At 56.4% G+C, this 15,933-nt stretch carries 14 protein-coding genes and 1 pseudogene; 9 read left to right on the top strand and 6 right to left on the bottom strand.

Translation table 11 applies throughout. From position 1 onward, the window contains the following. Positions 1 to 525 precede the first annotated feature (525 nt). Positions 526 to 696, top strand: coding sequence for a hypothetical protein (locus ACK4HL_RS11455; protein ID WP_409760352.1), 171 nt, complete (start codon positions 526 to 528; stop codon positions 694 to 696). Between the two features lie 5 nt (positions 697 to 701). Here ACK4HL_RS11455 and ACK4HL_RS11450 read toward each other — a convergent pair whose 3' ends face one another. The 3 genes and pseudogenes from ACK4HL_RS11450 to ACK4HL_RS11440 form a co-directional block, all read right to left on the bottom strand. After that, on the bottom strand, positions 702 to 1,169 hold the full coding sequence (locus tag ACK4HL_RS11450; RefSeq protein WP_409760349.1) for a hypothetical protein: 468 nt from the start codon (positions 1,167 to 1,169) through the stop codon (positions 702 to 704). Between the two features lie 1,235 nt (positions 1,170 to 2,404). Beyond that, a complete protein-coding gene (locus ACK4HL_RS11445) occupies positions 2,405 to 2,629 on the bottom strand; it encodes a hypothetical protein (RefSeq protein WP_409760346.1) in 225 nt (74 codons plus the stop codon). Positions 2,630 to 2,897: 268 nt separating this feature from the next. Continuing rightward, positions 2,898 to 3,456: pseudogene (locus ACK4HL_RS11440) on the bottom strand (helix-turn-helix domain-containing protein); the annotation flags it as partial. A 484-nt stretch (positions 3,457 to 3,940) separates the two neighbouring features. Between ACK4HL_RS11440 and ACK4HL_RS11435 the strand changes: the two are divergent. Further along, entirely contained in the window at positions 3,941 to 5,218 is a 1,278-nt protein-coding gene (locus ACK4HL_RS11435; RefSeq protein WP_409760343.1) for a tetratricopeptide repeat protein, read from the top strand. Between the two features lie 442 nt (positions 5,219 to 5,660). On the opposite strand, the gene ACK4HL_RS11430 is transcribed toward ACK4HL_RS11435, so the two are convergent. Then, positions 5,661 to 6,005 carry a helix-turn-helix transcriptional regulator gene (locus tag ACK4HL_RS11430; RefSeq protein ID WP_409760340.1) on the bottom strand — a complete coding sequence of 115 codons (345 nt, stop codon included), beginning with the start codon at positions 6,003 to 6,005 and terminating at the stop codon, positions 5,661 to 5,663. 515 nt (positions 6,006 to 6,520) lie between these two features. On the opposite strand from ACK4HL_RS11430, the gene ACK4HL_RS11425 reads away from it, so the two are divergent. From ACK4HL_RS11425 to ACK4HL_RS11415, 3 genes are all read left to right on the top strand, one after another. Further along, positions 6,521 to 6,985 carry a phage integrase central domain-containing protein gene (locus tag ACK4HL_RS11425; RefSeq protein ID WP_409760337.1) on the top strand — a complete coding sequence of 155 codons (465 nt, stop codon included), beginning with the start codon at positions 6,521 to 6,523 and terminating at the stop codon, positions 6,983 to 6,985. Further along, on the top strand, positions 6,876 to 7,475 hold the full coding sequence (locus ACK4HL_RS11420; RefSeq protein WP_409760334.1) for a site-specific integrase: 600 nt from the start codon (positions 6,876 to 6,878) through the stop codon (positions 7,473 to 7,475). The genes ACK4HL_RS11425 and ACK4HL_RS11420 overlap by 110 nt, the downstream gene beginning before the upstream one ends. A gap of 176 nt (positions 7,476 to 7,651) precedes the next feature. After that, entirely contained in the window at positions 7,652 to 7,888 is a 237-nt protein-coding gene (locus ACK4HL_RS11415) for a hypothetical protein (protein WP_409760330.1), read from the top strand. 439 nt (positions 7,889 to 8,327) lie between these two features. Here the strand turns inward: ACK4HL_RS11415 and ACK4HL_RS11410 are convergent, their stop codons facing one another. Further along, a complete protein-coding gene (locus ACK4HL_RS11410) occupies positions 8,328 to 8,816 on the bottom strand; it encodes a hypothetical protein (protein ID WP_409760327.1) in 489 nt (162 codons plus the stop codon). A 135-nt stretch (positions 8,817 to 8,951) separates the two neighbouring features. On the opposite strand from ACK4HL_RS11410, the gene ACK4HL_RS11405 reads away from it, so the two are divergent. The 4 genes from ACK4HL_RS11405 (at position 8,952) to ACK4HL_RS11390 (ending at position 15,350) form a co-directional block, all read left to right on the top strand. After that, the gene (locus ACK4HL_RS11405) at positions 8,952 to 10,241 is read left to right on the top strand and encodes a tetratricopeptide repeat protein (protein WP_409760324.1); all 1,290 of its coding nucleotides are present in this window, start codon (positions 8,952 to 8,954) and stop codon (positions 10,239 to 10,241) included. 12 nt (positions 10,242 to 10,253) lie between these two features. After that, on the top strand, positions 10,254 to 11,618 hold the full coding sequence (locus tag ACK4HL_RS11400; protein WP_409760321.1) for a tetratricopeptide repeat protein: 1,365 nt from the start codon (positions 10,254 to 10,256) through the stop codon (positions 11,616 to 11,618). Between the two features lie 4 nt (positions 11,619 to 11,622). Next, positions 11,623 to 12,909 (top strand): tetratricopeptide repeat protein, encoded by a 1,287-nt coding sequence (locus ACK4HL_RS11395; RefSeq protein ID WP_409760318.1) that lies wholly within the window; start codon positions 11,623 to 11,625, stop codon positions 12,907 to 12,909. A 1,100-nt stretch (positions 12,910 to 14,009) separates the two neighbouring features. Continuing rightward, entirely contained in the window at positions 14,010 to 15,350 is a 1,341-nt protein-coding gene (locus ACK4HL_RS11390) for an IS5 family transposase (RefSeq protein ID WP_409760315.1), read from the top strand. 176 nt (positions 15,351 to 15,526) lie between these two features. On the opposite strand, the gene ACK4HL_RS11385 is transcribed toward ACK4HL_RS11390, so the two are convergent. Next, positions 15,527 to 15,928 (bottom strand): VOC family protein, encoded by a 402-nt coding sequence (locus ACK4HL_RS11385; protein WP_409760312.1) that lies wholly within the window; start codon positions 15,926 to 15,928, stop codon positions 15,527 to 15,529. Positions 15,929 to 15,933: the final 5 nt, after the last annotated feature.

Raw genomic sequence — 15,933 nt, 5'->3', positions numbered from 1 at the left:
GAAGGCACAGGAATTTGCGGCACCCACCGAAAAAATGCCACGGAACAACACTCGTCTTATTCAGTTTCAGGCACACGAGTAGTCGGCTCTGACGAAGAAGGCACGTCAGGGCATTTACCCACGCACCGTGCGTATCTGGTGCGAAGGTCGGGGCTGCGGCGCCCTCTGCCGCTGTGCAGTCCAACAGAAGAGGCCTTGCAGCTATCTCCAATCAGCTGTGGGGTCTCTCTTATTGGTTCGCATTGGCACAGACAAAAAGCTCGTGCAGTAAACCGCAGAGATTTCCAGGCGCTCCTGTCGCGAAGTGGTCCTCAATAGAATTGGGCCTGTTACGGTTCCGACCACGGTGGCGCCGCCACGCACAAATTAGGGTGGTGAAACAAGCAATTGCAATCGAAAGAACAACCATCCCTCCCAAGACGATCTTTTGGCCCTTTCCGCAAATGCGGGCGACAGAGGCGCTCTTGAGTGGGCTAGCGAACTAGGAAATCACGCACAACCGGTGGCTTTACGGTGTTACTTCACATGGCGGTTATTCGCGAGCGGATTTTGTCAAATGGCGCGCACGACAGGATTCACCGCGCCGACTTGGAAGCGGGCGGCGCGGCCATTCAGAAGATCGCCAAATGGCATAGTGTGAGCGTCGGCACGGTGCAGCGGATTAAGGCGGAACTGACCGCTGCGCCCGTAGCCTGACTACCCTACTTCATCATCGCTGTACCTTGGCATCCCAGAGTAAAGCGATCCGGGAAGTTCACTAGCGGCTTGCAAGTCCCACCGCCCGTTAGGCCTTCGAATTTTCCCGTTCCGTGGATGACCTCCCACTTGCTGCTGCCGTCGGCAGTGAAATTCCACCAGTTGCGAAAGCTGTCTCCGTCGCGATCCCAAGAGTCGCAGTAGCCCCCTCCGTCCGCGACATTGCCCTTGGCACCAATCACCACGGTTTCGAAGCAATCTTGGGACATCAGGTGGAACGGGCTGGATGGGTCGGCTGCGTTGATAATGCCTTTCGCCAGGAGCCGGTAGACGGTCGTATCCTTCACCTTCTGTTCGGCATTGGAGACAATAACGTAAGTAATCGTACTGTCGGTTTTGACTTCCGCCGAATTGGCGGTTGCGGCCTGACACGCAAGAACCGCCCCAACCGTGGCTATAACTGACCGGATCATGCACGTCCTCCCATTGTTGGTGGTGAACGTTCAATATCGTGCCACAAAGCCAAGTTGACGCAAGGGTCTAGAGAGGGCAAGAGACGGCCCCGTGCCAGGATGTTGGGGATTAGGCAACGGGGCCGTCTGCCAGGCGCGAGAAGGACTGGCTCTGCCACCTTACACCCTTCTGGGCGGAACGTCAGCAGACCCTTCCATCAGCTTTCCACGGGTGTGAGGAAGATAAGTGGCAGTGCACTCCGTGAGGCATTTCCCCTCTCGACCGCGTGCTCGATCTCACGGTGGTAGTGTTCTACCTCCGCAGGCCGGGCAGGGCGAGCGGTGCAGTTGTTGAAGGCGGAGATCTGCCGGCCAAACCTGGGGAATTGCCGCAGCGGACCGATGAACCACTCTGTATTGGCAAGCCTCTGGGCGACACACTGAGGTCTAGCGCCTGGAAAACTCCAATCTCCAGGTCGCCACAGCCCAGCACATAGAGGGCAGTCGTGGTCATCAGGCGCTCCTCGGCTGCCATTATAGAGTAGCCAAGGCAAATGAGCGAGACGATATGGGATAGGAGCTTCGGTGCCGGTATCAGTGGACGCAGTTGTTAGCTGTCGCAGCTCAGGAGCTTACCCGGAACTTGTTCTAGAACCGCGGCATTGCTCCTGCGAACCTGAACGCGAAAACCGATAGATGTGGAATGCCGCTGTTACAGAACCTCGAGTTTAGGAAGCTGAACAGTCGTTCATACATACAGTAGGACAGCGGCCCCGCACTAGGGATGTTTGGAAGTGCGGAGCCGCTTGCTTCGTGCAGCAAGGCAGAAGCGGGAAAACGTTACAACGATTGTTTGGACGCTTGTATAGGCAATGACTGCAAATCAAGCAGTCGCGCGGTCACTTCCTTTTCCGCCAATCCCAGAGGGCTGTTAGAACGATTATTGCAGCAACGATCAATCCGACAAGGACATAGAGAAGGAAAAATCCCGGCTCTTGTTCCACTCTCAACTCCTCCAGTCACGCGTTGCGGCCATCATCCTTTTCCCAAGCATGGGAGGCAACCAGGCAGGGTCAGCGAGTAGCGATACTTCTAGGCGGCCGTCTATCAGAATGTGGTCCCCCGCCTGGAGGGCGTTATCGGGGACCACAGCGAGCGATGCGCGAGGCAGCGTTCATCGGCCGCGCAGGAGTTATAGGGTCATATAGCGAAGGGAAGCAACCTTGCCGTCAGAGTTTGACGACCTTGGAGCAGGCTCACTCTTTGCGCTGTTTGTGTCTGGTAACTACCAGAACCATAAGGATCCCGAGAACGGCGGCGGCGGCTAGGTATGGCAAGGCTGCTGCTATGGTTCCGCTATTTACGCTCATGTCGGGGAGCCTTGCAAAAAGGACTTCACCCAGTATCCCCAAGGCAACGCCTAAAGCCAATCCCCCGACGGCGGTGAGGAGGAAGAGTGCAATTTCGCTGCTTCTGGTCATCACGAGCCTGCTGGCGCTTCGCACGACGTCCTGGAGAACTATCAGATTCCAGGCTTCAGATAAAGGCCTCTGCCTCGACGCCTGAACAGGAAGTCATCCCTTGCCATGGCTCTTGGGATGAGGGGAGGCTAAGAGAGGTGGTAAACGGTAACGCACACGATCTGTTTGTAATTGCCTCAAATCCGGCAACCCGTGCGCCGAATTATGCGTGATGTGGGTGTGGTCCCCCGCCTGGGCGCGTTATCAGGGACCACAGCGGTCTGTGGCGGCGGTTCCAAACCTTTCCCGGCCGCGGGCTGCGGTCCTCGAGGGCCGCAGGCCCGCCGGTACGATAACGGTCGTACCAGCGGTAGAAAGTCGGCCGGGGAATGGCGAGCTTCTCCAACGTGCGCCGGACCGGGAGGTGCGACTGCTCAACCAGTTGGATGATCTGCAGCTTCTCGGAGGCGGGATATCTCATTCCTCGTCTCCCCCATCCGCGATCATGCTTTTTTGAGTAGGCGGTTTTCCAGCGTAAGGTCAGCTACCAGGACCTTCATGTCCCGCACCTCACGGCGAAGATCCTTGACCTCGCCGCTGGTCGCTGCCCTGGCCGTATCCCCGGCCAAGCGCTTCTTCCCGGCCTCTAGGAGCTCCTTCGACCAGCTGTAATACAGGCTCTCGGCAATGCCTTCCCGCCGGCACAACTCGGCGATGCTGTATTCGCCCCGCAACCCCTCCAGCACGATACGGATCTTCTCCTCAGCCGAATGGTGCTTCCGGGTGGCCCGGCGGATATTCTTCACAATCTGTTCGGGCGTCGCACGCGTCTCGGACTTCTGTCTCATCTGCGCTTCTCCTCTGAGCTACGATGAGCCAGAAATCCTCCCTTCCTCAAATCACCACGTTTGTCTCATGAGCCCTGACGTCGGACACCCGCCACGGCGAGGCTGTTGCTCGCATACAAAATCTTCGAAGAAACATTGGAGCGGAGTTTAGCGCTACCAATTTCCAGTCCCTCTTACCTCCAACTACCCCGATTAGGATCTAAGTCGCACGCACCTCGGAAAACATCATCCATCGCAGTGCCCTGGCCATGTCGAGGCAGAATCGCATCAGGTGAATGGAGCCCTTTCAGGGGTGCGTAGTGTTGCAGTCCGATCGAGACCCCCGCCGCTCCTCGGGCGCAGTGGGAGTAGACCCTCTTACACAGGCCTCATTCCGAGCGGGCCTGTGGTTCATGCGCGCGCGACGCCATCGCGAACCAACGACCGATCTATCTATTGATCTTTCCTGATCCTGGCGTACCCTAGGGCGACTAGGACTGACACAATGGAAAAGAAGAACCCGACTGCCTTCCCTTTTGGTACTCCCGACCCGTTGTTACTGTCGGCATACAGCAGTCTTCACGATGAATTGAAGGTCGCAGGCTCCGCTACTGGGGAGATCCGCCACTCAACTAGACCGTCAATAGCGGTGTTGCCATTTGAAAATATGAGCGGGGATGCGGAGCAGAGCTATTTTAGTGACGGAATAACAGAAGACATCATTACTGAACTTCAGCGGTTCAGATCTTTGTTTGTAATGGCACGGCATTCTTCCTTCTCGTTCAGAGGGCAACAATTAGAAGTAGTAGACATAGGCAAGAAACTCGGAGTCAATTATGTTGTTGAGGGAAGCGTACGCAGGTTTAGGGATAGGATCCGCATAAGTGCGCAGCTGATTGAGGTTGCCACTGGCACTCACACATGGGCAGAACGATATGATCGTGCAATTGACGATATCTTTGCTGTTCAAGATGAAATTGCAAGGGTAGTTGCGAGTACGCTGTCGGGGCGTGTTAGCCATGATGTTGCGGAACGCGCGGCGCGCAAACATCCGGATAGTTTTGCCGCATACGATTACCTCTTGAAAGGTATGCAGCACCATCAGCGGCTCACTCCTGAAGATAATACCAGAGCAAGAGAACTACTTGGCGTTGCGTTACAGGTAGACCCTCAGTACGGGGAGGCCTATGCTTGGTTGGCGATGACCTACATGTCGGAGATACCTTTAACTGCAGAAAAACTTGCGAATGCTGTACACTTTGCTGAGAAAGCAGTGCTGTGCGACGAAGGAAATGCGCTATGTCATATCTCTGCGGGGTTTAGCTATCTCTGTCAAAAGCGAGTAGAAAAATCAGAGTTTCATCATAACTTGGCACTGAAACTCAACCCGAACGACCCACATGTACTCACACATATGGGTTATTTTCTTGCGTGCACTGGTCGAGCGCAGGAAAGTTTAAAGTGGTTTGACAGTGCCCTACAGTTAAATCCCTTCCCACCAGCCTGGTATGATGAAATGAGAGGAGTTGCTGTATTTGTTCAAGAGAGATACGATGAAGCAGTTTTGTTGCTTCGGGATCACACGACATGGTGTGCAGTCTACCTCGCCTCCGCTTACGGTCACCTTGGACAAATTCATGAAGCGGCTAAGTATTTGGAAATTGTTCATTCCTTAACTGCCGGTGCATCTTTGGCAGAAGTTGCGCGAATGGAGCCTCTCGTGAGATCTGAGGACATGACCCGTTTATTGGAGGGGTTACGGAAGGCTGGCGGAAACGTATAAATGGGGATCGACGAGATGTATCAACGCTAGCGGAGCGCCGTCGCGCCTCAGAGACTCGCGAGATCCGAGACAAACATCCGTTCTTATCATTTTTGGCCTTGGCAAGGGGATTGTCCGTTCACTACCTCACTCAGCATTCTGAGCCTCGCGGGTTGTGGCTGACATTGCACCCAGGCTCAGTTTTAGTTCCGCTACTTCAACTATGCCTTCTGATTTTCTTCTACTGATCGCATCACCCGTAATGCTAACGGCGGATCCAACTCGTGCACTGCTCTTGGGATAGCGTTCCGAACGAGAGACGGGCTGAGATCGAGGCGTTCAGCGACGCTGGGAATCGAGTGGTATCGAGGAATTGCCGGAGGCTTGCTGGTCTTGGACATGAGCGTCGGACTCTGCGGAGATTTGCTCGAGCAATGTAAGGTGGAGCGGCGTCGGGGTGGCTTCACGGCGGCCTGGCCGTCGACCGGCGGCGGCAGCGCTTGAGGTAGTCGTCAAGGTCGGTCGTGTCATAGGCGATCCTCCCGCCGATCTGCAGATAGACCGGCCCGTCACCGCGTAGGCGGGATTTGTCGAGCCAACTGAGTGAGACGCCCATATATGCGGCCGCCTGCTTGCGATGCAGACGCCTGGATCCCGTGAGGCCCTGGGCCGAGCGGTGGCCCGCGCTGCCGCTGCTCTGCACCGGCTCGGGAGCCGAAGCAGCGGGGGAGTTCAGACGGTCGCCGAGGCGGGTGGACTGCCCCTCGAACATGGGGCCGATGACAGGGGGTTTGACCCTGAACGACATGAGACTCTCGCCATCACTGCGCGTTGCACTGCAACGGAAAGCACGGCACAGGAGTGATTCTCCTAGGCGAGCGAATGGGGGTATTCAGGGGGTGAAGGTAAAACGACCGCGCTTGGCAGGGACCGGGATTACATTCCCGCAACCCCTCGAATTTTGGGCGGGGGCCTCAATGGACGTATCGACACCATGTTATCGCTTGAGGGACCTCAGCGACTACCTTTCGAGGTCAGGCTCGAGGTCCAATCCTCGATCCGCCTTTTCGCCAAATGATGAACAGGCTGCGGGTGCTCTTCATGCGGAAGCCAGCTCTCTCGGCAAACGGCCGCGCTAGAGGCAGAACGATCTCCAGGAATTCGTGGAACGGTATAGTTTCGACGTAGTGTGGATACCGCTCAATGCCGAAGCGGGTCACCCGGACGGTCCGGCCACCATAGTTCTGGAATGTCCTCGCGAGGTCACGCACCAGTTCACGCTGCAGCTCCAGCTTCTGACCACCCACACGCGAGTGCTCCCGCATGTCTCTCTCGAGCTCGTGCAGGACCTTCGCCGCGGCCGCACCAATCTCCTTTGCCGGGGCGCGGCGCCGGTGCCCCACTCGAAAGCCGGGAGTAATTCTCTGCGGAGACCGCCGCATATGCATTGATGCGCAGTGGGGCGAGCGGCAGATCACCGAGATTACCCGGGCCGAAGTTCGGGCCTGTGTCGATGCCATGATGCTGCGCGGCGCCCCGGCCATGGCAGGACGGGCCCTCAAGGTCATTAGAGCCTTCTTCAACTGGTGCGTGGGCCGGGGTTTGATCGAGGCCAGCCCCTGCGTCGGTCTGATGCCCCCACCGGCCACCCGCCCGCGGGACAGAGTGCTGTCAGACGATGAGTTGGTCACCGTTCTGCGGACGGCAAGGACGCTGCCGCACCCATTCGGCTCGATCGTCGCCATGCTGGCGGAGCGAGGTCGCGGAGTTGCGCTGGGAAGAGCTTGATCTGGAAAAGGGCATCTGGACTATTCCGGCGCGCCGCGCCAAGAACAGGCGGTCCCATGTGGTCCACCTCACGCCGCAGATGCGGGCGCTTCTGCCCCAGCGAATGCAGGGCCAGGAGTTTGTCTTTGGGTCAATCACAGGCACGGCTTTCCAGGACTTCAGCAGAATGAAAAGACTCCTGGACGAGGCCTCAGGGGTGACGGGCTGGGTGCTGCACGATCTCCGGCGGACGGTCGCCACCGGCATGGCGGGACTGGGTGTGGCGCCCCACGTCGCGGACAAGATCCTCAACCATCAGAGCGGGACGATCAGCGGCATTGCCGCAGTCTACCAGCGGCACGAGTTCATCAGCGAGAGGAAGGCGGCGACAGAGCTCTGGTCGCGCCACGTTCGGGCAATGCTTGGCCGCACCACTGCCCGCACCTCCAGTCACGCTCCTAGCGTATGCCGCAAAGGTCTGGCGGAACCATTAGGTGAGGCAGACATGTGACCGTTCGGAAGCGGTTCCGAACCTCTCAAAGAGGATATTTGCTTCCCGCGAGATCGAGGAGTTCACCTTGGAGGGCCCGTCGATCAACGAGGCGCTGGTGCGCGATCTCACCCGCTGCGAGTTTCGCGCCGTTACCCGCAATGATGCTAATAAATTGAAAGTAGATCAGATCAGGAATGGGATCCACGAAAAGTAAGCTCTACTGGCGTGTCGGAAGCCGGCCGATTGGCCTGAGTTTTGGTGACGGCCCGTTTGTCCTGTCGCAAGATACCTGCTACGCCGAAAGCCCAATCTACGGCGTCGGCGCCTGGCAGGCAGCCGACAACGGCTGGCGCATCATGGTGCAAGGTACAAAGATCCTGAGCTTTGAAGGTGCAGCGCCGCTGGAAAACCCCGCCTGTGTTCCGCAGTGATTGCGACCCAGGCCGACTAAATCGCTCGCTGTCGGGCTGAACTGACCGAGGTCACCTTGGCCGATCCGTGGGGGCATGAGGTCCTGAAGGCCCGGGCCGCGCTGACTGGTGGCGTACCAGTGGACCACGACACGATGTTATCAGCTTCATTCCGCAGGGTGGAAGGCTGTGCCTTTTAATTTCAATAGCTTGGAAAGTTGGCGCGCCGTGCGGGATAAATCCGACAACTGGACCGTTGTCCTAGTTATTGAATTTTCTAGGCGCGGCCGGTGGCTAAGGTTGCGCGGGCCGGCTTGGCCCGAGCGCGTCGTTACCAATTGAACAAGGTCCACTCCGGCGGCGGTTTACGGCTTCGGAGAGGTCACTGCAAGTTCGAGCGCAGACTTCAGTTCAAGAATCTCTGTCGAGAGCGACGTTAAGTTCGCCTCAACAGACCGCATCACCCGAACAGCAAGTGGTGGGTCCATTTCTGGCACCTGTTCCTGAGATTGTGTGCCAAATGCGAGAATATGGCCGTACAAATTAGAGAGCCGGAATGACATGTCGGGCTGAGGAGCCCAATACGATCCACGTGACTATCGAAAACGGGCGTAGCGAACTTGAAAACTACCCTTGGTTGCGTTCTTCGTCCACTAGCGTTTCTGGTCAATTCTTCAGCAACTGCTATCTGAGCTTGAAGGACCTTGCCCGAACTCTCGATCGCCACCTTCAATGCCGATAACTCGCCGAGTATCGCATTGATGAATGACAGAAACTCTCTTCGGCGATCATCGGCGATCTGATCCTTAACTAACCGCTCCTGATGGACACGTTCGTCTTCCGCCATCTTCATCAGTTTCCGCTGGGAATAGATTACGCCCCAAAAGCCGATGAAGGCGGCAACAACGGTCATTAGCGATCCGAGGAGCCCTACAACTGTCTCGTCCATGATTGGCCCTCCTAAAACCAGACTGCCCAGAGATCCCGCAATTCGCAAGACGGTTCCTGAACAGCTATCGGGGGCTTTACAATGCCAAGGTGCAGCAGCAGTATTAGTCAGAATTCAGATTACGGGCCGTGAGCGATGACCGTCGATGTCTCCAACTTGCCTGGCATTGTCCATGATCCCCTCCTGCTCAGTGCAATGGCAGGCCTATCAGAGCCGGGTTTCCGAAGGGGCTGGATAGATCCCACGAAGAACAGTGTCGCGGTGTTGCCGTTCGCCAACTTGTCGGGCGATCTCGAGCAGGAATATTTCGTGGACGGACTTACAGAAGACGTGATCACAGATCTCTCCCGCTTCCGTAATCTGTTCGTTATTTCCCGCAATTCCTCATTTCACTTCAAAGGACGACGGGAAAAGATCCAAACAATCGGCAATGAACTCGGAGTGCAATACATTGTTGATGGGAGTGTCCGAAAGGCAAGCAACCGAGTACGCATCAGTGCGCAACTGGTCGAAACTCGTGGGGGAAGTCACCTTTGGGCCGAAAAGTTCGACAGGGACCTGAACGACATCTTTTCCGTTCAAGACGAGGTCGTTAGGGCGATTGTTGCTGCCATACCTGGCGAAGTAAGTAGGCAAGCGCTGGATCAGGCCCGTCGAAAACCACCCGAAAATCTCACCGCCTACGAGTGCGAACTCCGTGGCAGATGGGCCATGATGCGTTGGTCTGAAGGTCTTAAAGTAGCGCAGACGTGGTACGAAAAAGCAATTAGATCCGATTCTTCCTTTGCCGCGGCGCACGCCGGGCTTGCCATCATACACGCATACAGTGTCTATGCGTTGGGAGAAGAACCAGAGAACAACTTCACACTGGCCCGCGACCATATTGCCCAAGCCGTAGCGAGAGATGACAAGGATTACTGTATCCACCAGCGTGCTGCTCACGTATATCATCTAACCGGTGAGCGGCGGTTGGCCCTACTCCATGCGGAGCGCGCCTTTCAACTTAACCCCTATGACTTTCAAGTCCTACAGATAATGGGCGAAGTTTTGAGTTACAGCGGCCGCATGGAAGAGGCACTTACCTGGTACGAGAGATCCCAAAATATCGAGCCGTACGCTCCAGATGACCAGCGCCTCGACTGTATCTGCGATACTTACTACATGCTCCGCCAGTACGAGAAGGTACTGCAGATACACAGTGTCTATCAGAATACTCCAGCCTTCTTGGATTTCTATCTGGCCCCTTCATTGGCTCAACTCGGTCGGCTTGAAGAAGCCGAGGCCGCAATTTCGAAGTTCTACAAAAAACGTCTTCCGGAGCAGGATCCAATAAAACTAATTCGAGCGCAGGTTTCGATGTGCTCTCGCGCAGTCGATCAAGAACACTGGCTAGAAGGTTTTCGCAAGGCAGGGATCGCCGTCTGAGCGACAGCTAACGTGAGCAAACCCACTGACACCCCGAACGCGCTTCCGACAGATGCCACGTATCTGACTGCACTGGCAGGCCTGACTTCGAGTCCTCAACCTTCCAGCAAAAACGCCTTAGCAATCGGTAAGCACTCAATCGCCGTATTGCCGTTCGTAAATATGAACAGGGATGACGAAGGTGAGTCGCTTGCCGATGGTATCAGTGAAGACATCATTACGGCGCTTTCCCGGCACAGCGAGCTGTTTGTCATCGCAAGAACATCAAGTTTTGCCTTCAAAGGACAATCCAAAGACATCAAGACTATTGCTGCTGAACTTGGGGTCCGGTTCGTTCTCGAAGGTAGTGTTCGCAAACTCGGTACACGTATTCGAGTTACTGCTCAGCTTATTGATGGCCTCAGCGGAAGTCACATCTGGGCCGAGAAGTATGACGGCGGTATTGAAGAAGTATTTGATATTCAGGACCGGGTAACCCTTGCAGTTGCGAAATCAACTCACACAGAACTGCTTCTCACCGATTATGATGCCAAGGGGGTATCTGCAGTAACGAACCCCGGGGCCCACGAAATTGCAGGAAGAGCGATTCTGAAGGTTCATGAGCAAACCAGGGAATCAAATGCGGAGGGGTTGGCCCTTGCAGAGCAGGCCATTGCAATGGCACCAGATGAGCCGCGAGCACTTCGTGCATTGGCTCTCGCCTCAGTATCTGCGACTACGATGGGGCTCCTTTCTCCGACACCAGAGAGACATGAGGAGAACTTACGGTTGGCGATCAAGGCGGTTGAGGCTTCCCCTCGCGACGAACAGGCAAGATTTGCCTTAAGCTGGGCCTACTCGAACCTGACCCGTTACGAAGAGGCAGTTATACAATGCAAGATTGCTTTAGACATAAACCCAAACTTTGCGAATGGCTATGGTGACATCGGGGACAACTATGTCCTCATGGGACGAGCCGAGGAAGCAATTGAGTACGCCGAGAAGGCATTACGCCTCAACCCTCTCGACCCCTCGTTTTTCTGGCGGCGATACACCATAGCGCTGTCAAGGTTCATATTGAATGACCTTGAGGTCGCCCGCAGTCAATTGCACGAAATAGTACAACGACATCCTACTTTTCTCCGCGCTTCAATAGCGTGGGCGGCCGCAGCCGCTGCCTGCGATCGGATGGAGGAGGCAAAGCGAGCAGTTGTTCATTGCCTTTCCTTAGCACCCGAACTCTCGATGTCTAACCTAGTCCCGTCTTATTTTTCCGGTTTTGCCAGAAGCGAACACCAGGACTATTTTCTTGCGATGCTTCGAAGAGCGGGCCTCCCTGATCATCCTCCTTCCACAGACAAGGTTCCTAGCCAAACGCAAGGAGACGCGAAGGGATGATCTCATGAACGAGAAGAACTCCCACTCTATCCACACGGATGCCGTTTACCTAGCGGCGCTGGCAGACCTCGAGCCAAAGCGGGAGGAGCCAAGTCAGCTGGAGCCTGCCAAGTGTTCGATTGCAGTTCTTCCATTCGTAAATATGTCGGGTGATGCCGAGCAGGACTATTTTGCGGATGGAATTGCGGAAGACCTCCTGATCGAACTGTCGCGTTACCGGCACTTAGCCGTGGTCTCTCGCATTTCCTCTTTTGCTTACAAAAATCGAACGGTCAACGTGCAACTTGCAGGACGGGAACTCGGAGCAGACTTCATCCTTGAAGGTAGTGTCCGGAAGGCCGGAAGCCGTATTCGCATTGCTGCCCAATTGAGTGACTGCGTGAATGGAAAGCATGTCTGGGCCGAACGCTATGATAGAAGTGTAGAAGACATTTTCGTGCTTCAAGATGACATTGTCGCATCCATCCTCGCCGGCCTGACATACAATCTGGACGACGCGGCGGCCCGGCAGCGCGGCAGTCATCCCACTGCAAGCAGCAGTGCCTACAGTCTCTTTCTACAAGGTCGGTCGTTGTGGAGATTGGGGGACGAACCAGGTGCGCGTGAACTGCTGCAAAGAGCAACTGAATTGGACTCGAATTACGCTCGAGCATACGCGTACCTGGCCTTCTTGCAGGCCTATAGTTTGATTAGTCAAGAGAGCCGTCTCAGCGACGAAGACATTCGCGCCAAAGTGCTAGAGCGCGTTCTCCGAAGCATCGCCCTGGATAAGGGCGATCCTTTTGTGCAACATCGGGCAGCCATGGCATACGCGCTAGTAGGGGAATGGAAGAAGTCTCTTTCACTCGCTGAATTGGCTGTTCAGCAGGTTCCGAGGGACATCGAGGCTAAACTCGTATTAGGTGCAATTTTAGTATACAACGGCAAGCATCAGGAAGGTATCCGACTGATCTTTGATGCGGGCGCCAATGAGAAGCGTTGGCCTCCAGGGTACAAATCCGCACTCTTTGATGCCCATTACCTGTCACGAGACTACATTGCTGCCCTGGATGCTGTAACTGATTTGGTCGAAGCGCCCGCCTATATTTGGGCCTACCGAAGCGCCGCAATGGCGAAACTCGGGAGAATTGACGAGGCGCACGCGTGTCTTCGGGAGGCTACAGCAAGAAAGGAGGGTTTCGATGCTGCGCGACTGGCCAAGAATAGCGCAATGATGTGTGCGCTTCCAGAGGATGCCGAGAATTGGTTAGACGGATTTAGGCAAGCAGGTGTTGCGGCAAAGTGCGAATGAAGGCGTTCTAGGGGACAGTTATCAGTTCTATAGCTTACGGCGACGGATTGCGTGAGCTTCTTCAATGACATAGCAGATTGGCGCACCGTTCGGGAATCGAACCCTGATACTTCTGCTTTGGATAGAGTAAGTTTGCCTCTACCTCTCGATCACCGAAACCCCTCAAACCTACTACGTCCCGCCTGGTACGAGGTGTGCACCATGCCGGACAGTGGGAAACTCAATTCCTGTCCGACATGCGCAGCAAACTTCACCGCTACGGCACCCGTACCCGAATGACCGAAAAGCAGTCTGTAAGGCTTTATGCGCTGCTGAGCGGTGAATTAGGGATGCCATCGCAGCGGAGGGGCCAGGGTAGGCATTCCTATCATCGCAGGTACAGGTCCGGCCTATTCGGCTGGCTAATGTTCCGAACCAGAAAGGCCGCAGTGTCGGTAGGTCTGGTCGCGATCGCCGTATCTCTCTTCTGGGTGACAGAGCAGTTATCGCCTCTCCTTCCCAATGGCGTTAGCTTCCACATCGCGCCTGACGGCTCAGGTACGCCTGTAGCGGGGAGTATCCGGGTGATTGACGGTGATACCGTCGACGTGGCGGGCGAACGATTCCGCCTTATCGGCCTAAACACGCCGGAAACCTTTGAGCCCCGATGTTCTCGGGAGTACGCATTGGGGATGCGTGCAAAGGAACGCCTGGGAGAACTGCTTTCGACCGGCACGCCTGCCTTGACCAAGATGCCGTGTGCCTGCCCACCAGGAACCGAAGGGACGGACAGGTGCAATTACGGCCGGAGCTGTGGAGTGTTGACGGTCAACGGAACCGATGTCGCGAAGACGCTCGTTGGTGAGGGACGTGCTGTGGCGTTCTACTGCGGTGAAACCAGCTGTCCTCCCTTGCCCCGACCATGGTGCAATTGAGACTGGATAGTCCCCCGTGAACAATTCCCAAGCCGTTGATTTCAGAGTCTGATCTTGACGCTCGAAGTTTTCGCTTTTGCTGGAAAGCGGGCTGGTGGCACTGGTTTCCTTGCAAACTCATTTCGCGATTCACTGCGGCCATGAGGCGTGATTCACTCTGTCGGGCGAGCGGCAGAGGATTCGGGTATGAGGCCACGTGAGCGACGCGAGACGGGAGAGATGGATCTGTTCCGGTCCCGTCTGGACCAGATCATCAACATGAACCATGAGCTGGTTCATCTGGCAAAGACCGTATCGTGGGAGGCCATCGAGGCCCGCTGCGGCGAGGTCTACAGCGACGGGCCGGGCATGCCGCCCTTGCCCACGCGGCTGATGGCAGGGCTGGCGATCCTGAAGCACACTTTCAATCTCTCGGACGAGGAGCTCTGCGCCCGCTGGGTGGAAAACCCCTATTTCCAGTTCTTCTGCGGCGAGACCTTCTTCCGGCATGATCTGCCCTTCGATCGCTCCTCAATGACGCGCTGGCGGCAGAGGATGGGCGAGGAGCGCATGATGTCCCTGCTGCATGAGAGCCTGTCCGTGGCGGTGAAGACCGGGGCGATGCGCCCGGAAGACACCAGGCGGGTGATCGTCGATACCACGGTGCAGCCCAAGAACATCATGTTTCCGACCGACGCCAAGCTCCTGAACCGCGCCCGCGAGCGGCTGGTGGCGCTGGCAAAGAAGACGGGGCTCGATCTCCGCCAGTCCTATACGCGGGTTGGCAAGTTCGCCCTGATCCGGCACCAGCGCTATGCCCATGCCAAGCAGTTCAAGCGCGCCCACAAGGCCTTGCGGACCTTGAGGACCTATCTGGGCCGCACCATACGCGACATCACCCGCCAGATCGCGGGCGAGGACGATCTGCAAGATATCTTCCGCAAGGACCTGCACCTCGCCAGCAGGGTGCTTGAGCAGCGGCAGAACCAGAGAGGAAAGAAGGTCTACAGCCTGCATGCGCCAGAGGTCGAATGCATCGGCAAGGGAAAGGCGCATGCGCCCTACGAGTTCGGCGTGAAGGTCTCCGTCGCCACCACCCTGCAGCGCTCCAAGGGCGGACAGTTCGCCCTCCATGCCATGGCGCTGCCCGGGAACCCTTATGACGGCCACACCCTGGCAACCGTCATCCCGGACATGGAGCGGACCATCGGAAACGGTATCACCCGCATCCTCGCCGATGCCGGCTACCGCGGCCACAATGCGCCGCTCTTCCACAGGTTCAAGGTCTACACCTCAGGCCAGAAGCGCCGCATGACGCCCGCCATCAAGCGCGAGATGCGCCGCCGCGCCGCCGTCGAGCCCGTCATCGGCCACATCAAGAACGACCACCGCATGAACCGCAACTATCTCGCCGGACCACAGGGCGACGCCATCAACACCGTCCTCGCCGCCGCCGGCTACAACTTCCGCCTCCTCCTCAACTGGCTGAGGCTTCTTCTATGCCTGCTTGCCAGCCTGTTCATACCGCGATCATCCAGCCCACACTGACCTCAGATCGCGTGAAAAGCGGATTGTTCACGGCGGACTGGATAAGTCGCGGAGGCACGGTTGCGGCAAATTCCGCAGTGCGGATCCAAGCGAGCAAGCGTAGTGACACACCTTGCGCTATGCTTGCGCCCACAACGGCACTCCTTGCCTTCGTGTGATATTCGATTCGTGAGACCCTAGAGCGCGTTGACCTCGATTACATTGCCATCGGGGTCCATTACATAGACTTGCGGAAATCCTGCGGGTCCTGAGCGTTTCACAATCATTCGACGAGGATCGGTTTCCTCGTCTGTCTCGTAGATCCCTGCATTTTGCAGATGGGCGACCGCTTCCTCGAAATTCTCCACCCGCAGAGCGAAGTGGATGTCGTTCCCATCGATAGCCTTGCGGGATCTGAATGTACCGCTGGGGTTCAAGTTAAGGTGAACCATGTAATCCTCCCCTCCGAGCCAGGCCCCTCTGTTTGGGAACGGTGGCCGGGAGAGTTGCTTCAAACCCAATGCCTGTATGTAGAAGGCGATTGAGTGGTCAAGATTAGTGGACATGACGGTAACGTGATGAAGGCGACTGCTTTTCATAGTCT

The organism is Aestuariivirga sp., from assembly GCF_046294715.1.
In the GTDB taxonomy this organism is placed as follows: domain Bacteria; phylum Pseudomonadota; class Alphaproteobacteria; order Rhizobiales; family Aestuariivirgaceae; genus Aestuariivirga.
This window is presented reverse-complemented; position numbering and strand designations above follow the sequence as displayed.